This is a genomic window from Streptomyces albidicamelliae, from assembly GCF_025642175.1.
In the GTDB taxonomy this organism is placed as follows: domain Bacteria; phylum Actinomycetota; class Actinomycetes; order Streptomycetales; family Streptomycetaceae; genus Streptomyces; species Streptomyces albidocamelliae.
Map to the genome: position 1 here is coordinate 6,221,980 of NZ_CP106795.1, position 20,255 is coordinate 6,242,234.

The following is a 20,255-nucleotide window of genomic DNA, read 5'->3' on the forward strand; positions in this document are numbered from 1 at the left end:
GTCAGGGTATGAGTCATCCGCACCCCGAGCTGAAAGCCGCCCCGCCCCTTCCCGAAGGAGGGCTGCGGGTCATCGCCCTGGGGGGCCTCGGCGAGATCGGCCGCAACATGACCGTCTTCGAGCACGCGGGCAAGCTGCTCATCGTCGACTGCGGCGTACTGTTCCCCGAGGAGACCCAGCCCGGCGTGGACGTGATCCTGCCGGACTTCACCTCGATCCGGGACCGGCTCGACGACATCGTGGCCGTCGTCCTCACCCACGGTCACGAGGACCACATCGGCGGCGTGCCGTACCTGCTGCGCGAGCGGTCCGACATTCCCGTCGTCGGCTCCAAGCTGACCCTGGCGTTCCTGGAGGCCAAGCTCAAGGAACACGGCATCCGGCCGCGCACGGTGCGCGTGCGGGAGGGCGACCGGCGTGGCTTCGGGCCCTTCGACTGCGAATTCGTGGCGGTCAACCACTCCATCCCCGACAGCCTCGCGGTCGCGATCCGCACCCGGGCCGGGATGGTGCTGCACACCGGCGACTTCAAGATGGACCAGTTCCCTCTGGACGACCGCATCACCGATCTGCGCGCCTTCGCCCGCCTCGGCGAGGAGGGCGTGGACCTGTTCCTCACCGATTCCACCAACGCCGAGGTGCCCGGCTTCACCACGTCCGAGCGTGAGCTGAACCCGGCGATCGAGCAGGTGATGCGCACCGCGCCGCGCCGGGTCATCGTCTCCAGCTTCGCCAGCCACGTGCACCGCATCCAGCAGGTCCTGGACGCCGCCCACCAGCACGGCCGCAAGGTCGCCTTCGTCGGCCGGTCGATGGTCCGCAACATGGGCATCGCACGTGACCTGGGCTATCTGAAGGTCCCCTCCGGTCTGGTCGTGAGCACGAAGGAGCTGGAGAAGCTCCCGGACCACAAGATCACGCTGGTGTGCACCGGCTCCCAGGGCGAACCGATGGCCGCGCTGTCCCGGATGGCCACCCGCGACCACCTGATCCGCATCGGCAAGGGCGACACCGTCCTGCTCGCCAGCTCGCTCATCCCCGGTAACGAGAACGCCATCTACCGGGTGATCAACGGACTCACCCGGTGGGGCGCCCATGTGGTCCACAAGGGCAACGCCAAGGTGCACGTCTCCGGGCACGCCAGCGCCGGCGAACTCGTCTACTGCTACAACATCGTCAAGCCCCGCAACGTCATGCCCGTGCACGGCGAATGGCGCCACCTGCGGGCCAACGCCGACCTCGCCATCCGTACCGGTGTCGACCCCGACCGGGTCGTCATGGCCGAGGACGGCGTCGTCGTCGACCTGGTGAACGGGCGCGCGTCCATCACCGGCAAGGTCCCCGCCGGCAACGTCTACGTGGACGGCATGGAAGTCGGCGGCGCCACCGAAGCGTCCCTCAAGGACCGCCTCACCCTCGCCGCCGAAGGCGTGGTCACGGTGGTGGCGATCGTCGACGCGGACACCGGCGCCCTCGCCGAGGCCCCCGACTTCCTGGCCCGGGGCTTCGTCCACGACGACGCCACGTTCGAGCCGGTCGTCCCCGTCATCGAGAAGACCCTGGCCACCGCGGCCGAGGAAGGCGTCGGGGACGCGCGCCAACTCGAACAGCTCCTCGCCCGCGCCGTGGCGAACTGGGCGTTCCGCACCTACCGCCGCAAGCCCCTCATCATCCCCGTCATCATCGACGCCTGAGCCACACACCGGAGGGCGTCCGGGGTCGGACGCCGATGTGCACGAGGTGAAACCCGGGAGTCGTTTTCCGATGTCCGACCTCATCACCGGCCCGGTGGCGGGAGCGCTGCGCCGCGTATCCCGCAGCTGACCTGCCGCCCAAGCAGCAACATGACGGCCACGGGGATCAGAAACGACAGCCCGGTGTACCGGCAGGAGGAAGAGAGAAAGTCCGTCAGTCATGACGCTCATTTGACCGTGTGACCTGCAGATTCTCCCGTCCACACCCCTGGTGACGTGTTTCCGGTGACGCACCACGTGGAGTGCGTGGCGATCCTGGAGCCGGTGGGCAAGGGCGCCTGAGGAGTACGGCCGGGCGCCCGACGACTCACGCCGGGGTGAGGAGGGTGCGCAGCGCCGCCGCCACCGTCGGGAGCTGGGTGTCGAGGTAGAAGTGGCCGCCCGGGAAGGTGAGGAGCTCTCCCGGGCGGGTGGAGTGGGCCAGCCAGCCGTGGACGTCGTCGACCGTGACGATCGGGTCGGCGGTACCGACCATCGCCGTCAGCGGTATGTCGAGGGGCGGCCCCGGCTCCCAGCGGTAGAGCCCGAGGGCCCCGTAGTCGGCGCGGAGGGTGGGCAGCACCATCTCCATCAGCTCCGGGTCGTCCAGGACCCGGCTGCCCGTCCCGCCCAGGCGGCGGATCTCGCTGATCAGGGCCGCGTCGCCGGCCAGGCGGTCGCCGGCGCGTGGCTCCGGGCTCGGGGCGCCGCGCCCGGACAGGATCAGATGCCGCGGGGCGGCCAGGTCGAACTCGGCCAGGACCCGGGCCGTTTCGTAGGCCACGACCGCGCCCATGCTGTGGCCGAAGAACGCGTACGGGCGTCGTGGCGCGCGGGCCAGTTCCTCGGCGACGGCACGCGCCAGGTGGGGCAGGGAGGTCAGCGCCGGCTCCAAGCGACGGTCCTGACGCCCCGGGTACTGGACGGACACCACGTCGATGTCGGGTGCGAGGGCCCGGCTCAGGCCCACGTAGGCGCTGGCCGCGCCGCCCGCGTGCGGGAAGCAGACGAGCTGGAGCTCGCCGCCCTCGGCGCTCCCGAAACGCCGCAGCCAGCGGCTCTGAAGTACGGACATGTCGGTTCCCATCCAGCGGCCGCCGCGCCCCGGCCCGCTGTGTGAGCCGGGGCGCGGCGGCCGCTTGTCGTCGCGAATGACTGAGAGAGGTGGATCAGGGTCGGGTGGCGGGGTGCGCGCCCGCGTCCACCCGCGGGAAGAATCCGGCCTCCGTGAAGAAGGCGACGTACCGCCGGAACAGGTCGACCGTCATCTTCGGGCACTCGACCCCGGTCTCCCGCAGGGCCTGTTCGGCCACGCTCGTGTCGACCGGCGGGTAGAAGGTTCCGTCGCCCTTCGCCAGCATCTCGAACGCCTCCAGCAGCGGAAGCATCACGTTGTCGGGGTCCGACCTCACCAGGGCGCTCCAGGAGTCCCAGTCCAGCTCCCGCAGGGAGTGGCCCGCGGCCCGCAGTTCGCCGACGAACTCGGCGAACGTCATGTGGCTCTGGTTGTAGAGGTGGAAGGTGCCCGGCCGGGCCCGGTCCGACAGCGACAGGGCGACCACCGACGAGCTGACGTAGTCCACCGGCGTGAGCGGCACTTCGGCGTCCAGGCCCGTCGGGACGGCGCCCGCCTGGACCAGCCCCCGCAGGCTCAGCCAGACGAAGTCGCGTGTCTGGCAGGCGCCGTTGACCTGGTCGCCCGACACGACGTCCACACGGTAGACGGAGACCGGCAGCCCCCGGTCGCGGGCGATCTCGATGACCTGCTCGGCCACCCACTTGCTGCGCAGGTAGCCGCTGGGCAGTGCCTCGGCGGGCCCGGTGGGGTCGTCCACCCGCAGCGGACCGCCCTCCGCGCGCTCGCCCGCGAAGACCCCGATGGTGGACACGTGGTGGACGGGAACGGTGCGGTGCCGTGCCGCGAGCCGCAGGACCTCCTGTGTGCCCCGCACATTGGCCGCCTTCAGCGTGGTGAACGGGTGCAGCCAGTGCACCTGGGCGCCGCCGTGGTAGACGACGTCGACCGTGCGCGCGAGTTCGTCGAACTCCTCCTCGCTCAGGCCGAACCGGGGCTCGGCGAGGTCCCCGACGACCACCTTGATCCTCGCGGGGTCCACCTCGTCCCAGACGCGGTAGTACCGCAGGTTCTCGCGCAGCCGCCGCAGGCCGTCGGCCGCGTCGGCCGCGCGGACCAGGCAGTGCAGGGTGCCCCGGGTGGCGCGCGACAGGTCGCGCAGCAGGAACGCGCCGAGGAAGCCGGTGGCGCCGGTCAGGAAGATGTCCGCCGGATCGTCGACCTGGTGCACGACCTCCGCCGCGGGCCGGATCGCCTCGTCCAGGCGGATTTCCGCGGCGTAGTCCTCCACCGGGTGTACGGCCGTGCCCGGGTCGCCGTCCGCGGTGTCCACCAGGGCGGACCGCAGGAACTCCGCCAGGGCCTTTGGGGTGGGGTGGTCGAAGACCAGTGTGCCGGGCAGCCGCAGGTCCAGCTCCGCGGCGAGCCGGTTCCGCAGTTCCACCGCGGTGAGCGAGTCGAATCCGAGCCCGGTGAAGGCCTGTTCGACGGCGAGGGACGACGTGTCACCGTGGCCGAGGACCGCCGCAGCGGCGGCGAGCACCACGTCCAGCACGAGGGCGAGCTGCTCGCGTTCGCCGACCCCGGCCAGACGCCGCGCCAGATCCCCCGCCGCACGCTCGGAGTTGTGGGCGACGGGCCGCACCGGCCTGCGCGCGAGGGCGGCGAGCAGCGGCGGCACCTGCGCGGGGCGCTCCCGCATCGCGGCGAGATCCAGCGGGGTGACGACCGTGGCGGCGCGGGGCTGAGCCATGGCCAGATCCAGCAGCCGCGGACCCTGGTCCGGGGAGATGATCCCGAAGCCGGCGCGGGTGATACGGGCGATGTCGGTCTCGTCGAGGTCGCCGGTGATGCCGGAGTCCTGGGCCCACAGCCCCCAGGCCACCGAGGTGGCGGGCAGGCCCCGGCCGGCGCGCAGCGCGGCGAGTCCGTCCAGGAACGCGTTGGCCGCCGCGTAGTTGCCCTGGCCGGCGCCGCCGATGACTCCCGCGAGGGAGGAGAACATGACGAACGCGGACAGGTCCAGCCGCTCGGTCAGTTCGTGCAGGTGCCAGGCGGCGTCGGCCTTGGGCGCGAGCACGGCGTCGAGCCGCTCCGGGGTGAGGTCGGTGACCAGGCCGTCGTCGATGACACCGGCCAGATGCAGGACACCCGTCAGCGGGTGCTCGGCGGGCACCACGTCGAGAACGGCGGCCAGGGCGGCGCGGTCGGCGATGTCGGCGGCGACGACGGTCGTCGTGGCGCCCAGCGCGGCCAGTTCCGCCCGTAGCTCCTCGACGCCCGGCGCGGCGGGACCACGGCGGCTGACCAGGAGCAGATGCCGCACTCCGTGCTCGCGCGCCAGATGGCGGGCGAACAGGGCGCCGAGGCTGCCGGTGCCACCGGTGATCAGGACCGTGCCCTCGGGGTTCCAGGGGCTGGTGCCCTCGACGTCGGCACCGGGGGCGACGCCGCCCTCAGGACGAGGGGCCCTGTCGCCGTTCCCGGAGCGGTGAGCGTCGCCGTCGTTCTCGGGACGGCGAGCGTTCGCGTCGTTCTCGGGACGGGGGGCGCGGAGCACGCTCGGCAGCAGGACGCGGCCGTCGCGGATCGCCGCCTGGGCGGCACCCGAGGCGACGACCGCGGACAGGGGGCCCGCGAGGGCGTCCAAGTCGTCGGTGTCGACGTCCACGAGGACGATCCGGTTCGGGGACTCCGACTGCGCCGAGCGCAGCAGACCCCAGCAGGCCGACCCGGCCGGGTCGAGGAAGGTCTCCTCCCCGGTAGCCACCCCGCCCCGGGTCACCACGACCAGCGGTACGGCGCCGGGCCGCTCGTCGGCCAGCCACCGCTGGACCAGGTCGAGTGCGACACGGGTACGGCTGTGAACGGCGGCCACGACGTCCGCGCCGCCGGGGTCCACGGCCGGCCTGAGCACCACCACCGCGTCGGCGTCGCCGCGTGCGGCCCGCCCTGCGGCCTCGGCCAGGGTGAGGCGGTCGGCTCCCGCACCGACGGGGGCGGCCGAAAGACCGTCGAACTCCTCGGTGACCAGGGTGAGGGCCGGGGTGGCCGCGGGCGTGGGCAGCGGGGTGGCCCGCCAGGCCACGTGGAAGACGGCGTCGGCGTCCCGGGCCAGGACGTCGCGTACCCGGCCGGCGTCCACGGCACGGCTGGTGACGGACCGGGCGAAGGCCACGGGCCGGCCGGAGAGGTCGGCGAGGCGCAGGGCGACCGTGTGCTCGCCCGTCGGGACGAGATGCACGCGCAGGGCGGTGGCGCCGGTCGCGTACAGATGGAAGCCGCTCCACTCGACGGCGAGCGTCGCGTCGTTCCCTTCCGGGCGGAGGCCGGTCAGCGCGGCGGCGGACAGGGCCGAGCGCAGCAGGGCCGGGTGGAGACCGAAGTCGGCGACCTCGCCGTGCAGCGCCTCGTCGAGGACGACGTCGGCGCACACCTCGTCGCCGAGCCGCCAGGCGGCGGTGATGCCCCGCGCGGTGTCCGTGTCCGTCAGGGCGAGCGCGGCGGCCTCGGGCGGCGGCCACGCGGCCGGGCCGGACGGCGCTCCGGAGACGCCGTGACCCAGCCGTCCCCGTCCGACCACCGACCACGGCAGGTCGCCACCGTCCGGCCGCGCGTGCAGGGTGAAGGCCCGTGTCAGGTCCGTGTCCGGTTCCCCTACGGACAGTTGGAGCTGGAGCCGGCCGTCCTCGGGCAGCGCCGGCGGCATGTCCAGTACCAGTGACTCCACGGCGCCCGTGCCCAGTTCGTCACCGGCGCGCACGAGGGCGTCCACCAGCGCCTCAGGTGGCAGGCAGGCCGCTCCGACCGACGGGAACCGGGTCAGCCACGGGTGGCTGCGCGCCGAGAGGCGGCCGGTGAACAGCGCACCCCGGCCGTCCGCGTGCTCCACCCGGGCACCGAAGACCGGGTGCCCGCCCGGGCCGAGACCGAGTCCGGCGGCATCCGAGACACCGGCGACGGGTTTGATCCAGTAGCGCTCGTGCTGGAAGGCGTAGGTGGGCAGGGGCGATGCGACGCGCCGGGCGCCGGTGCCCGCGAAGAAGGCCGGCCAGTCCACCCGGACACCGCGCGTGTGCAGGGCACCGACGGCCTGGACGGTGGTCCGTGTCTCGTCGTGGTTGCGGCGGAGGAGGGGGAGTGCGGTGGTGTGGTCGTGGGTGTGGAGGGTGTCGTGGGTGAGGGTGGTGAGGACGGCGTCGGGGCCGATTTCGAGGTAGGTGTGGGTTCCGGCTTGGTGGAGGGTGGTGAGGGCGTCGGTGAATCTGACGGTGTGGCGGATCTGGTTGGTCCAGTAGTGGGGGTTGGTGAGTTCTTCGGTGGTGGCGAGGCGTCCGGTGAGGGTGGAGACGAGGGGGGTGTGGGGTTGGTGGTAGGTGATGGTGGCGGCGGTTTGGTGGAATTCGTCGAGGATGCTGTCCATGTGGGGGAGTGGAAGGCGTGGGAGACGGTCAGGTGTCTGACCTTGGTGCCCTTGGCCTGCCAGGCTTCGGTGAGGGCGGTGACGGTGTCCTGGTCGCCGGAGATCACGGTGTTGTGGGGGCTGTTGAGCGCGGCGATGGCGACGCGTTCCTGGCCGTGGGGGAGGAGGGCGGCGGTGACCTCTTCCTCGCTTGCCTGGATGGCGGCCATGGCGCCGTCGTGGCGGGCGGCTTGCATGAGTCGTCCGCGTGTGGTGACGAGGCGTGCTGCGTCGTGGAGGGTGAAGACGCCTGCGGTGTGGGCGGCGGCGAGTTCGCCGATGGAGTGCCCGGCGAGGTAGTCGGGGGTGATGCCCCAGGAGTGCAGGAGGCGGTAGAGGGCGACTTCGACGGCGAAGAGGGCGGGTTGGGTGTATTCGGTGTTGTCCAGGCCTTCTCCGCTGGTGATGACGTCGCGTAGGGGGCGTGGCAGGTGTGCGTCGAGGGCGGTGGTGATCTCGTCGAAGGCGGCCGCGAACACGGGGAACGTGTTGTAGAGGTCTTGGCCCATGCCGAGGCGTTGGGCGCCTTGGCCGGTGAACAGGAAGGCGGTCTTGCCGGGGCGGGCGGCCTGGATCTGCTGGGGGCTGTCGCCCTGTGCCAGGGCGTGCAGGTTGGTGAGGAGTTCGTCGCGGGTGGTGCCGGTGACGACCGCGCGGTGGTCGAAGGTGGCTCGTTCCGTGGCCAGGGAGAGGGCGACGTCGTGCGCGGAGAGTCCGAGACGGGTCTCCAGGTGCGAGGCCAGTCGTGCTGCCTGGTCACGCAGCGCCTGCACACTCCTACCCGACAACACCCAGGGGACGACCGGCAGGGCGGCCGCCTCGGCCCGGTCGGCTTCCGGGACGTCCTCGACGGGTGCCTGCTCGACGATGACATGGGCGTTGGTGCCGCTCACGCCGAAGGCGGAGACGCCCGCGCGACGCGGGCGGCCGTCGGTGTCGGGCCAGTCGCGCGCCTCGGTCAGCAGCTCCACCGCGCCGGCCTCCCAGTCCACATGGCTGGACGGCTTCCGCACGTGCAGGGTGCGCGGCAGCACCCCGTGCCGCATCGCCTCGATCATCTTGATCACACCGCCGACGCCGGCCGCGGCGACCGAGTGACCGATGTTCGACTTGAGCGAGCCCAGGTACAGGGGGCGTCCGGCGGGCCGCCCCTGACCGTAGGTGGCGAGCAGCGCGTGGGCCTCGATGGGGTCGCCGAGGCGGGTGCCGGTGCCGTGCGCCTCCACCGCGTCGACGTCGTTCGTGGTCAAGCCGGCGTTGGCCAGGGCCTGGCGGATGACGCGTTCCTGGGAGGGGCCGTTGGGTGCGGTCAGCCCGTTGCTGGCGCCGTCCTGGTTGACCGCCGTGCCACGGATCACGGCCAGCACCCGGTGGCCGTTCTTCCGGGCGTCGGAGAGCTTTTCGACCACGAGCATCCCGACGCCCTCGGACCAGCCGGTGCCGTCGGCGTCGTCGGAGAAGGACTTGCAGCGGCCGTCGGCGGACAGACCGCGCTGCCGGGAGAAGTCCACGAAGCCGCTCGGGGAGCCGGAGACGGTGACACCTCCCGCGAGGGCGAGCGTGGACTCGCCCGAGCGCAGCGACTGCACGGCCATGTGCAGGGCCACGAGGGAGGAGGAGCACGCCGTGTCCACGGAGACGGCCGGGCCCTCCAGGCCGAAGGTGTAGGCGATCCGTCCGGAGGCCACGCTGGAGAGCTTGCTCGTCATGAGATAGCCCTCGAGCTCCTCGGGGCCCTCGCGGTCGAGGTAGCTCTGCTCGACGAGACCGGCGTACACACCGGTCCGGCTGCCCCTGAGGGCGGCCGGGTCGAGTCCGGCGCTCTCCAGCGCCTCCCAGGCGGTCTCCAGCAGGACGCGCTGCTGCGGGTCCATGCCCAGGGCCTCGCGCGGCGAGATGCCGAAGAAGGACGCGTCGAAATCGGCGGCCCCGTCCAGGAATCCGCCCTCGCGGGTGTAGGACTTGCCCGGCCGGCCGGGCTCCGGGTGGTACAGGCCCTCGGTGTCCCAGCCCCGGTCGGTGGGCCAGGGGGTGATGCCGTCCACCCCGTCGGCGACGAGTCTCCACAGTTCGTCGGGCGAGGTCACCCCGCCCGGGTAGCGGCACGCCATGCCGATGACGGCGACGGGCTCGGTCCGACCGCTCTCCAGCTCGGTGATCCGCTGCTTGGCCTTGTGCAGGTCGGCGGTCACCCACTTCAGGTACTCGACCAGCTTCTCCTCGTTGGTCTGTCCCTTGGCGGCGGTCTGTCCCTTGGCGGCGGGTGTCTGACGGGCCCGGTCGTTGGACTCGGTAGCCATGCTGGTTCGTTTCTCCTCAGTCCGGGCGGGGGCGCCACTGGGACGCCCCCGCCGAGGTTCAGCTGGCAGAACGGCCGAGCTGCGTGTCGATGAAGGCCAGGAGGTCGTCCGTCGTGGCGGCCTCGATGGACTCGGCGACGTCCACCGCGTCGGCCTCGGCCGTGTCCGTCGACGCGATCCGCGTCAGCAGAGCCGTCAGCCGGGCGGTGACCGCGGAGCGGGTCTCCGCGTCGGCGGGGGCGTCCGCGCCGAGCAGCGTCGCCTCCAGGCGGTCGAGCTCCGCCAGCGCGCCGGTCCCGCCGGGCGCGTCACCCAGGTCCAGCCGGCCCAGCAGGTGGCCGGCGAGCTCCTCGGGGTTCGGGTGGTCGAAGACCAGCGTGGAGGGCAGCCGCAGCCCGGTGGCGGCCGTCAACCGGTTGCGCAGGTCCACGGCGGTCAGCGAGTCGAAGCCGAGGTCCCGGAAGGCTCGGTCGGCCGCGACCTGATCGGCTCCGGCGTGGCCCAGAGCCGCCGCGATCTCACCGCGCACCAGGTCGAGTACGACCTGCCCGCGCTCCTCGTCGGGCAGGGCGGCCAGCCGTGTCTCCAGCGAGGCCCGGCCGGTGGCACCGCCCGTGGCGTCCGCGCCGTGCGCGGCGCCCCTGCGGCCCGGCAGGGGGACCAGGTCGCGCAGCGCGGCCGGTACCCGGCCGTGCGTGCGCAGGGCCGCGAGGTCCAGCGGCAGGGCCACCGAGTGGGCCGCGCTCCCCGCGAGGACCGCGTCGAGCAGACCGAGCCCTTCCTGTGCGGGGATGAGCCGGAAGCCCTCCTTGGTGTAGCGCCGGTGGCCCGACGCGCCGAGACCGGAGTTGAGGCCGCCGCCGACCTCGGCGGGGTCCCACAGGCCCCAGCCGATCGCGGTGGCCGGCATCCCCTGTGCGGCGCGCAGTCCGGCGAGCGCGTCGACGAACGCGTTGGCGGCTGCGTAGTTGGCCTGGCCCGGACCGCCGAGGACGCCCACGCTCGACGAGAACAGGACGAAGGCGGACAGGTCCCGGTCCCGCGTGAGTTCGTGCAGATGCCAGGCCGCGTCGGCCTTGGCCGCGAGGACCCCGGTCAGGCTCGCTTCGGACAGCTCGGTGACCAGCGCGTTGTCGAGGATGCCGGCGGCGTGCACGACGGAGGTCAGGGGGTGCTCGGCGGGGATGCCGTCCAGGACGGTCGCGAGCGCGGCACGGTCCCCGGCGTCGCAGGCCGTGACGGTGACCGTGGCACCCGCCGCGGTGAGTTCCGCGACAAGGGCCTCGGCGCCCGGGGCGGCGGTGCCCTGCCGGCCGAGCAGCAGCAGGTGCCGTACACCGTGCTCGGCCACCAGGCGGCGGGCCACCAGAGAGCCGATCGCTCCGGTGCCTCCGGTGATCAGAACGGTCCCCCCGGCCTCGGCGGACCGGGTGAAGCCCGGACGGGACGCGTCGGCGGCGGGGGCGTCGGCACGGTGCAGGCGCGGCACCCGGATCTCGGCGCCGCGCACGGCGGCCTCCGGCTCGTCGGCGGCGACGATCGCCGAGAGCAGCGCGTCGAGCTGCCGCTGCTCTCCCTCGCCCGCCGGCCGCTTTTCGACGTCGACAAGGAAGATCCGCCCCGGTGCCTCGGCCTGCGCGGAACGCACGAGGCCCCGGACTCCGGCACCGGGGAGGTCGGCGACCTCCTTGTCGCCGACGGCCGCGGCGCCACGGGTGACCACGGCCAGCGGGACGTCTCCGAGACGCTCGTCGGCCAGATACCGCCGGACCAGGTCGAGGGCGTCACGGGTACGCAGGTGGAGGGCGTCGACGACGTCGGCGGCGGACTCGTCGTGGGCCCACACGCGCAGGGCGTCGACGGGAGCACCCGCCGCCATGGCCTCCGCCGCTTCGGAGAGGGTCGCGTAGACGATGCCGTCGCCGTGGTCCTCACCGCCGCCCGGGCCCAAGTCGGCCCAGCGCAGTGGGGCCCCGGCCGCCGGCAGCTCGGCGGCGCGCCACTTCGTGCGGTACAGCGGCAGGGCCGCCCTGCCCGCGGCGGTGAACCGGTCGTACGGCACCTCCCCGAAGGCCAGTCGGCCGACCGTGAGGACCGGCTCGCCGGCGGCGTCGGTCAGCCGGACGGTCACGGTGCGTTCGTCGACGGCCTCCCAGCGGACGCGTACGACCGTGGCACCGCTCGCGTGCAGCCGCACGTCCCGCCATTCGGCCGGGACGAGAACGGCGCCCGGCCGGGCCGGGGCGAGCGCGTCGGCCTCCTCCACCGCACGCAGGGTCTCCTCCAGCAGCGCGGGGTGCAGTCCGTAGCGGGCCGCGTCCGGCAGCAGCTCGTCGGCGAGCGTCACCTCCGTACCGCTGCCGTCGCCGACGGGACGCACCGGCTGGGCCGGGGCCGCGGACAGGGCGCCGTCCGCGTAGGTGGTCCAGCGAGCGCCCTCGTCGGCGGGCCTGCCGTACAGGGTGAAGGCTCGCGGGCCCGAGTCGTCGCCGTCGGCGACGACGAGCTGGATCTCCGTCGGGGCCTGCGCGGAGAGCGCGAGCGGAGTGTGCACGGTGAGGGTGTCGAGCGTGCCGAGCCCCCACTCGTCACCGGCGCGCACGACGAGGTCCACGAGGGCGGCGGCGGGCAGAACGGGGGTGTCCAGGACGGCGTACGACTCCAGCCACGGATGCGTCTCGACCGAGACCCGGCCGCTGAACAACACGCCTCCGCCGCCGGCCTGTTCCACTACCGAGGCCAGCAGCGGGTGCCCGAACACACTCGCCGCGAGCGCCGCGTCGCCGGGGCCGTTGTTCGTGCCCTCCAGCCAGTAGCGCTCGCGTTGGAAGGCGTAGGTGGGCAGGGGGGTGGGGGTGGTGGTGGGGTTGCCGAGGTAGGCCGGCCAGTCGACGGGCAGGCCTGCGGTGTAGGCCTGGGTGATGCCGGTGATGAGGGTGTGGGTTTCGTCGTGGTTGCGGCGGAGGAGGGGGAGTGCGGTGGTGTGGTCGTGGGTGTGGAGGGTGTCGTGGGTGAGGGTGGTGAGGACGGCGTCGGGGCCGATTTCGAGGTAGGTGTGGGTTCCGGCTTGGTGGAGGGTGGTGAGGGCGTCGGTGAATCTGACGGTGTGGCGGATCTGGTCGGTCCAGTAGTGGGGGTTGGTGAGTTCTTCGGTGGTGGCGAGGCGTCCGGTGAGGGTGGAGACGAGGGGGGTGTGGGGTTTGTGGTAGGTGATGGTGGCGGCGGTTTGGTGGAATTCGTCGAGGATGCTGTCCATGTGGGGGGAGTGGAAGGCGTGGGAGACGGTCAGTCGTACGGCTTTGTGGCCGTGTTCGCGCCACCGGGTCACCTGTCGTTCCACTGCGTCCGTGTCGCCGGAGATCACCGTCGATTGGGGTGAGTTGACCGCTGCGACGGCTATGTCTCCGGTTTCGTGTGCGAGTGCTGCTTCGACGTCGTGCTGGGCGGCTTGGATGGCGGCCATGGCGCCGTCGTGGCGGGCGGCTTGCATGAGTCGTCCGCGTGTGGTGACGAGGCGTGCTGCGTCGTGGAGGGTGAAGACGCCTGCGGTGTGGGCGGCGGCGAGTTCGCCGATGGAGTGGCCGGCGAGGTAGTCGGGGGTGATGCCCCAGGAGTGCAGGAGGCGGTAGAGGGCGACTTCGACGGCGAAGAGGGCGGGTTGGGTGTATTCGGTGTTGTCCAGGCCTTCTCCGCTGGTGATGACGTCGCGTAGGGGGCGTGGCAGGTGTGCGTCGAGGGCGGTGGTGATCTCGTCGAAGGCGGCCGCGAACACGGGGAAGTTTTCGTAGAGTTGCTGGCCCATGCCGAGGCGTTGGGCGCCTTGGCCGGTGAACAGGAAGGCGGTCTTGCCGGGGCGGGCGGCCTGGATCTGTTGGGGGCCGTCGCCTTGTGCCAGGGCGCGTAGGTTGGTGAGGAGTTCGTCGCGGGTGGTGCCGGTGACGACCGCGCGGTGGTCGAAGGTGGCTCGTTCCGTGGCCAGGGAGAGGGCGACGTCGTGCGCGGAGAGTCCCAGGCGGGTCTCCAGGTGCGAGGCCAGTCGTGCTGCCTGGTCACGCAGCGCCTGCACACTCCTACCCGACAACACCCAGGGCAGCAGGGGAACTTCGGCGTACGGGGCAGGGGGCCGGCCCTGAGGTGCGGCCGGGGGTTCCTCGATGACGACGTGGGCGTTGGTGCCGCTGATCCCGAAGGAGGAGATGCCGGCACGGCGCGGCCGCCCTTCGGTGGCGGGCCAGTCCTGCGTCTCGGTCAGCAACTGGACCGTGCCCGTGCCCCAGTCGACGTGGCTGGAGGGTTCGCTCACGTGCAGCGTGCGGGGGAGCGTTCCGTGCCGCATCGCCTCGATCATCTTGATGACTCCGCCGACACCGGCGGCCGCCTGCGAGTGACCGATGTTGGACTTCAGGGATCCGAGGAACAGGGGCTTGCTTGTGGTGCGGTCGCGTCCGTAGGTGGCGAGCAGGGCCTGTGCCTCGATGGGGTCGCCGAGGCGGGTGCCGGTGCCATGGGCTTCGACGGCGTCGACGTCGTCCGTGCTGAGGCCGGCGTTGGCCAGGGCCTGGCGGATGACGCGTTCCTGGGAGGGGCCGTTGGGTGCGGTCAGGCCGTTGCTGGCGCCGTCCTGGTTGACCGCCGTGCCGCGGACCACCGCGAGGACCCGGTGGCCGTTCTTCCGGGCGTCGGAGAGCCGCTCGACCAGCAGCAGACCGACGCCTTCGGACCAGCCGGTGCCGTCGGCGTCGTCGGCGAAGGACTTGCAGCGGCCGTCGGTGGACAGACCGCGCTGCCGGGAGAACTCCACGAACGTGGTGGGAGTGGCCATGACCGTGACGCCGCCGGCGAGGGCCAGATCGCACTCGCCGTTGCGCAGCGCGCCCGCGGCCATGTGCAGGGCCACCAGCGAGGAGGAGCAGGCCGTGTCGACCGTGATCGCCGGACCCTCGAAGCCGAAGGTGTACGACAGACGGCCCGAGGCGACACTGCCCGCGCTCCCCGCGGCGAGATAGCCCTCCACCTCCTCCGGGACGGACCCCGTCGCCGTGGCGTAGTCGTGGTACATCACACCGGTGAAGACACCGGTGCGGCTGCCGCGCAGTGCGGCGGGCAGGATTCCCGCGTTCTCCAGCGTCTCCCAGGCGGTCTCCAGCAGCAGGCGCTGCTGCGGGTCGGTCGCGGTCGCCTCGCGGGGTGACATGCCGAAGAACTCGCGGTCGAAGAGGTCGGCGTCGTGGAGGAAGCCGCCTTCTCGGACGTACGACGTGCCGACCTGGTCGGGGTCCGGGTCGTACAGCTTGTCGATGTCCCAGCCTCGGTTGGAGGGGAACTCGGTGATGGCGTCGACGCCGTCGGCGACCAGGTTCCACAGGTCCTCGGGGGAGGACACCCCGCCCGGGTAGCGGCAGGCCATCCCCACGATCGCGATCGGCTCCATGGAGGCGGAGTCCGCTGCGACGGCGGCCGCCCCGGCCTCACCCGTGCCGAACAGCTCGGAGGACAGGTGGGCGGCGAGGGCGGCGGGGCTGGGGTGGTCGAAGATGAGAGTGCTGGGGAGTCGTAGGCCGGTCGCGTTGTTGAGCTGGTTGCGCAGTTCGACGGCGGTCAGCGAGTCGAAGCCCAGCTCCTGGAAAGCGCGTTCGGCGTCGACGGCGTTGACGTCGGTGTGTCCGAGGACCGCGGCCACCTGGGCGCGCACGAGGTCGGTCAGCGCCTGTTCGCGCTCCTCCCGGGGCAGGGCATCCAGGTGCTGGACCGGCGAGGAAGCGGTGACGCCCCGTCCGTCGTTCGCGCGCCGCGGACCTGCCGGGACCAGAGCCCGGAAGAGGGGAGGCGCCTGGTGCGGTGTGCGCAGGGCGGCGGTGTCGAGGCGGCTGACGGCGAGGACGGGTTCGGTTCCCGCCAGGGCGGAGTCGAACAGGGCCATCGCCTCGTCCGTGGCCAGCGGCAGCAGCCCCAGCCGCTTGATGCGCCGCACGTCCGTCGCGTTGAGTTCGCCGCTGATGGTGCTGGTCTGGTTCCACAGGCCCCAGGCGAGTGACACCCCGGGCAGCCCGAGGGCGCTGCGGTGCTGGGCGAGCGCGTCCAAGTAGGTGTTGGCGGCCGCGTAGTTGGCCTGGCCGGCGTTGCCGATCAGGCCCGCGATCGAGGAGTAGAGGACAAAGGCGGACAGGTCCCGGTCCCGCGTGAGTTCGTGCAGATGCCAGGCCGCGTCCGCCTTCGCCGCCAGTACGGTGTCCAGACGTTCGGGCGTCAGGTCGGTGAGCACCGTGTCGTCGAGGACACCGGCGGTGTGGATCACGGCCTTCAGGGGCCGGTCGGCCGGGATCCCCGCCAGGACCCGGGCCAGGGAATCCCTGTCGGCGACGTCGCACGCGGCGAGCGTGATCCGGGCTCCCAGCGCGGACAGTTCGTCCTTCAGGTCCCCGGCTCCGGGGGCGTCCGCTCCGCGCCGGGACACCAGCAGCAGATCGCGCGCGCCGTGCACGGTCACCAGGTGGCGGGCGAGCACCGTGCCCAGGGTCCCGGTGGCGCCGGTGATCAGGACGGTTCCCTCGTCCCAACGCGTGTGCCCCGCCTCGGGGGCGCCGGAGGCGCGGGCCAGGCGGGGCACGTGCACCGCCGTGCCGCGTATCGCCAGTTGCGGTTCGCCGGTCGCCAGGATCAGCCCGGGATCGACGTCGGCTCCCGGTTCGAGGTCCGCCAGGACGATCCGGTCCGGGTGCTCGGTCTGGGCCACCCGTATCAGCCCGGTCACGCCGGACGCGGCGAGGTCGTCGACGTCCTCGCCGTCCACGGCGACGGCGCCGCGGGTCACCACCACGAGTGTGCGGTCCGCGGTGTCGTCGCCGGAGAGGAAGCGCTGCACCTCACGCAGAGTCTCGTGCAGCACCTCCGACGCGGTCCTGCCGCCCGGGACGACTTCCCACACCTCGACGTCGTCCGAGGCGGCCGGGGCCGTGCCCCCGTGCGGCAGGGCCTTCCACCGGACTGCGAACAAGCCGTCCGGGCCCCTGGAGGCCGCCGCCTCACGCATCGCCTCCGCCGACAACGGACGCAGCATCAGCGAAGCGACGGACGCCACTGGAACACCGGTACTGTCCGCCACCGTCAGGGAGACGGAGTCGCCGTCCAGGGAGAGACGCACCCGGACCGTACCGGCGCCGACCGCGTGGATCGAGACGCCCTCCCATCCGAAGGGCACGAGGGCCGGCCGGTCCTCGTCGACGACGCCGGGGAGGAGGGTGTGCAAGGCGGCGTCGAGGAGGGCCGGGTGCAGCAGGTACCGTCCGGCCTCGGTCTTCAGGTCGTCCGGCAGGGACACCTCGGCGAAGATCTCGCGGTCGCCGCGCCAGGCTCGCTTCAAGCCTTGGAACGCCGGGCCGTAGGTGTAGCCGAGGTCGGTCAGGCGGTCGTAGGCGCCGTCCAGTGACACCTCCTGGGCGTTCGCCGGGGGCCATGCCGTCAGGGTCTCGCCGGTGGACGTGTCGGCGGGGGCCAGGCGTCCACGGGCGTGCAGCGTCCACGCTCCGTCACCGGCAGTGCCGTCCGGCCCGTCGGGTCCGTCCTGTTCGGGTCGGGCGTACACCTCCACTCCGCGACGCCCGGTGTCGTCGGCCTCGCCGACGACGACCTGCACCTGCACACCACCCCGCTCCGGCAGCACCAACGGCACCGACAGGGTCAGGTCCTCCACACCCGGGGTGCCGACCTGGTCACCCGCGCGAGCACAGAGCTCGATGAACGCGGTGCCGGGCAGCAAGGTGGTGCCGAGGATGACGTGATCGGCCAGCCAGGGATGGGTGCGCAGCGAGACGCGGCTGGTCAGCACGTACTCGTCTCGGGCGGCCAACCCCAGCGCGGCACCCAGGATGGGGTGTCCGACCGCCTTCAGACCCAGCCCTTCGGCGTCGGCAGGAGCCTCGACGGGGTCCAGCCAGTAGCGCTCGCGTTGGAAGGCGTAGGTGGGCAGGGGGGTGGGGGTGGTGGTGGGGTTGCCGAGGTAGGCCGGCCAGTCGACGGGCAGGCCTGCGGTGTAGGCCTGGGTGATGCCGGTGATGAGGGTGTGGGTTTCGTCGTGGTTGCGGCGGAGGAGGGGGAGTGCGGTGGTGTGGTCGTGGGTGTGGAGGGTGTCGTGGGTGAGGGTGGTGAGGACGGCGTCGGGGCCGATTTCGAGGTAGGTGTGGGTTCCGGCTTGGTGGAGGGTGGTGAGGGCGTCGGTGAATCTGACGGTGTGGCGGATCTGGTTGGTCCAGTAGTGGGGGTTGGTGAGTTCTTCGGTGGTGGCGAGGCGTCCGGTGAGGGTGGAGACGAGGGGGGTGTGGGGTTGGTGGTAGGTGATGGTGGCGGCGGTTTGGTGGAATTCGTCGAGGATGCTGTCCATGTGGGGGGAGTGGAAGGCGTGGGAGACGGTCAGGTGTCTGACCTTGGTGCCCTTGGCCTGCCAGGCTTCGGTGAGGGCGGTGACGGTGTCCTGGTCGCCGGAGATCACGGTGTTGTGGGGGCTGTTGAGCGCGGCGATGGCGACGCGTTCCTGGCCGTGGGGGAGGAGGGCGGCGGTGACCTCTTCCTCGCTTGCCTGGATGGCGGCCATGGCGCCGTCGTGGCGGGCGGCTTGCATGAGTCGTCCGCGTGTGGTGACGAGGCGTGCTGCGTCGTGGAGGGTGAAGACGCCTGCGGTGTGGGCGGCGGCGAGTTCGCCGATGGAGTGCCCGGCGAGGTAGTCGGGGGTGATGCCCCAGGAGTGCAGGAGGCGGTAGAGGGCGACTTCGACGGCGAAGAGGGCGGGTTGGGTGTATTCGGTGTTGTCCAGGCCTTCTCCGCTGGTGATGACGTCGCGTAGGGGGCGTGGCAGGTGTGCGTCGAGGGCGGTGGTGATCTCGTCGAAGGCGGCCGCGAACACGGGGAAGTTTTCGTAGAGGTCTTGGCCCATGCCGAGGCGTTGGGCGCCTTGGCCGGTGAACAGGAAGGCGGTCTTGCCGGGGCGGGCGGCCTGGATCTGCTGGGGGCTGTCGCCCTGTGCCAGGGCGTGCAGGTTGGTGAGGAGTTCGTCGCGGGTGGTGCCGGTGACGACCGCGCGGTGGTCGAAGGTGGCTCGTTCCGTGGCCAGGGAGAGGGCGACGTCGTGCGCGGAGAGTCCGAGACGGGTCTCCAGGTGCGAGGCCAGTCGTGCTGCCTGGTCACGCAGCGCCTGCACACTCCTGCCCGACAACACCCAGGGAATCAGCGGGAGTTCACGGAACCCCGCCCCCTCCTGATCGTCGGAGGCGGCCGGGGGCTCCTCGATGACGACATGGGCGTTCGTCCCGCCGAAGCCGAAGGACGAGACGCCAGCGCGACGCGGGCGGCCGTCGGTGTCGGGCCAGTCGCGTGCCTCGGTCAACAGCTCCACCGCGCCGGCCTCCCAGTCCACATGGCTGGAGGGTTCTCCCACGTGCAGGGTGCGCGGCAGCACCCGGTGCCGCATCGCCTCGATCATCTTGATCACACCGCCGACACCGGCGGCCGCCTGCGAGTGACCGATGTTCGACTTGAGCGAGCCCAGGTAGAGCGGACGCTCGGCCGGCCGGCCCTGGCCGTAGGTGGCGAGCAGGGCCTGTGCCTCGATCGGGTCGCCCAGACGCGTGCCCGTGCCGTGCGCCTCGACGGCGTCCACGTCGTTCGTGGTCAGACCGGCATTCGCCAGCGCGGCGAGGATCACGCGCTCCTGCGAGGGGCCGTTGGGCGCGGTCAGCCCGTTGCTGGCACCGTCCTGGTTGACCGCCGTGCCACGGATCACCGCGAGGACCCGGTGGCCGTTCTTCCGGGCGTCGGAAAGCCGCTCGACCAGCAGCAGACCGACACCCTCCGACCAGCCGGTGCCGTCGGCGTCCTCGGAGAAGGACCTGCAGCGGCCGTCGGTGGACAGACCCCGCAACCGGGAGAACTCCACGAAGGCCGTCGGCGTCGACATGACGGCCACGCCGCCCGCGAGCGCGAGGTCGCACTCGCCGTTGCGCAGCGCGTTCACGGCCATGTGCATGGCTACGAGCGAGGAGGAGCAGGCCGTGTCGACCGTGACGGCCGGGCCTTCCAGACCGAAGGTGTACGCCATCCGGCCCGAGGCGATGGAGCCCGCGCTGCCGCTGAAGAGATAGCCCTCGTTGCCCTCGGCGGGCAGGTCGGGACGGGAGCCGTAGTCGTTGTACATCGCTCCGGTGAAGACACCGGTGCGGCTGCCGCGCAGTGCGGCGGGCAGGATTCCCGCGTTCTCCAGCGTCTCCCAGGCCGTCTCCAGCAGCAGGCGCTGCTGCGGGTCGATGGCGGTCGCCTCGCGGGGTGACATGCCGAAGAACTCGCGGTCGAAGAGGTCCGCGTCGTGGAGGAAGCCGCCTTCTCGGACGTACGACGTGCCGACCTGGTCGGGGTCCGGGTCGTACAGCTTCTCGATGTCCCAGCCTCGGTTGGACGGGAATTCACCTACGGCGTCGACGCCGTCGGCGACCAGGTTCCACAGATCCTCGGGGGAGGACACCCCGCCCGGGTAGCGGCACGCCATACCCACGATCGCGATCGGCTCCTGCGCCTTGTCCTCGAACTCGCGCAGTTGCCTGCGTGCGTCGCGCGCGTCGGCGATGGCCTTCTTGAGGTATTCGCGGAGTTCCTGCTCGTTCGCCACTGATCTCAGCTCCCCGTCGTCATGTGGCTCGTAC

General features: G+C 72.1%; 3 protein-coding genes and 1 pseudogene. 1 reads left to right on the forward strand and 3 read right to left on the reverse strand.

Going from position 1 to position 20,255, the window contains the following annotated elements:
* Positions 1 to 8 precede the first annotated feature (8 nt).
* Positions 9 to 1,694: a ribonuclease J gene (locus N8I86_RS28415; protein WP_263278998.1), complete on the forward strand. Its 1,686-nt coding sequence runs from the start codon at positions 9 to 11 to the stop codon at positions 1,692 to 1,694.
* Positions 1,695 to 2,061: 367 nt separating this feature from the next.
* Here the strand turns inward: N8I86_RS28415 and N8I86_RS28420 are convergent, their stop codons facing one another.
* The 3 genes and pseudogenes from N8I86_RS28420 to N8I86_RS28430 all read right to left on the reverse strand — a co-directional run bounded on the left by N8I86_RS28420 (position 2,062) and on the right by N8I86_RS28430 (position 20,221).
* Positions 2,062 to 2,808, reverse strand: a complete 747-nt coding sequence (locus N8I86_RS28420; RefSeq protein ID WP_073897612.1) for a thioesterase II family protein — start codon at positions 2,806 to 2,808, stop codon at positions 2,062 to 2,064.
* Positions 2,809 to 2,902: 94 nt separating this feature from the next.
* Positions 2,903 to 9,570, reverse strand: a pseudogene (locus N8I86_RS39445) (thioester reductase domain-containing protein).
* A gap of 58 nt (positions 9,571 to 9,628) precedes the next feature.
* Positions 9,629 to 20,221, reverse strand: a complete 10,593-nt coding sequence (locus N8I86_RS28430; RefSeq protein ID WP_263278999.1) for a type I polyketide synthase — start codon at positions 20,219 to 20,221, stop codon at positions 9,629 to 9,631.
* Positions 20,222 to 20,255: the final 34 nt, after the last annotated feature.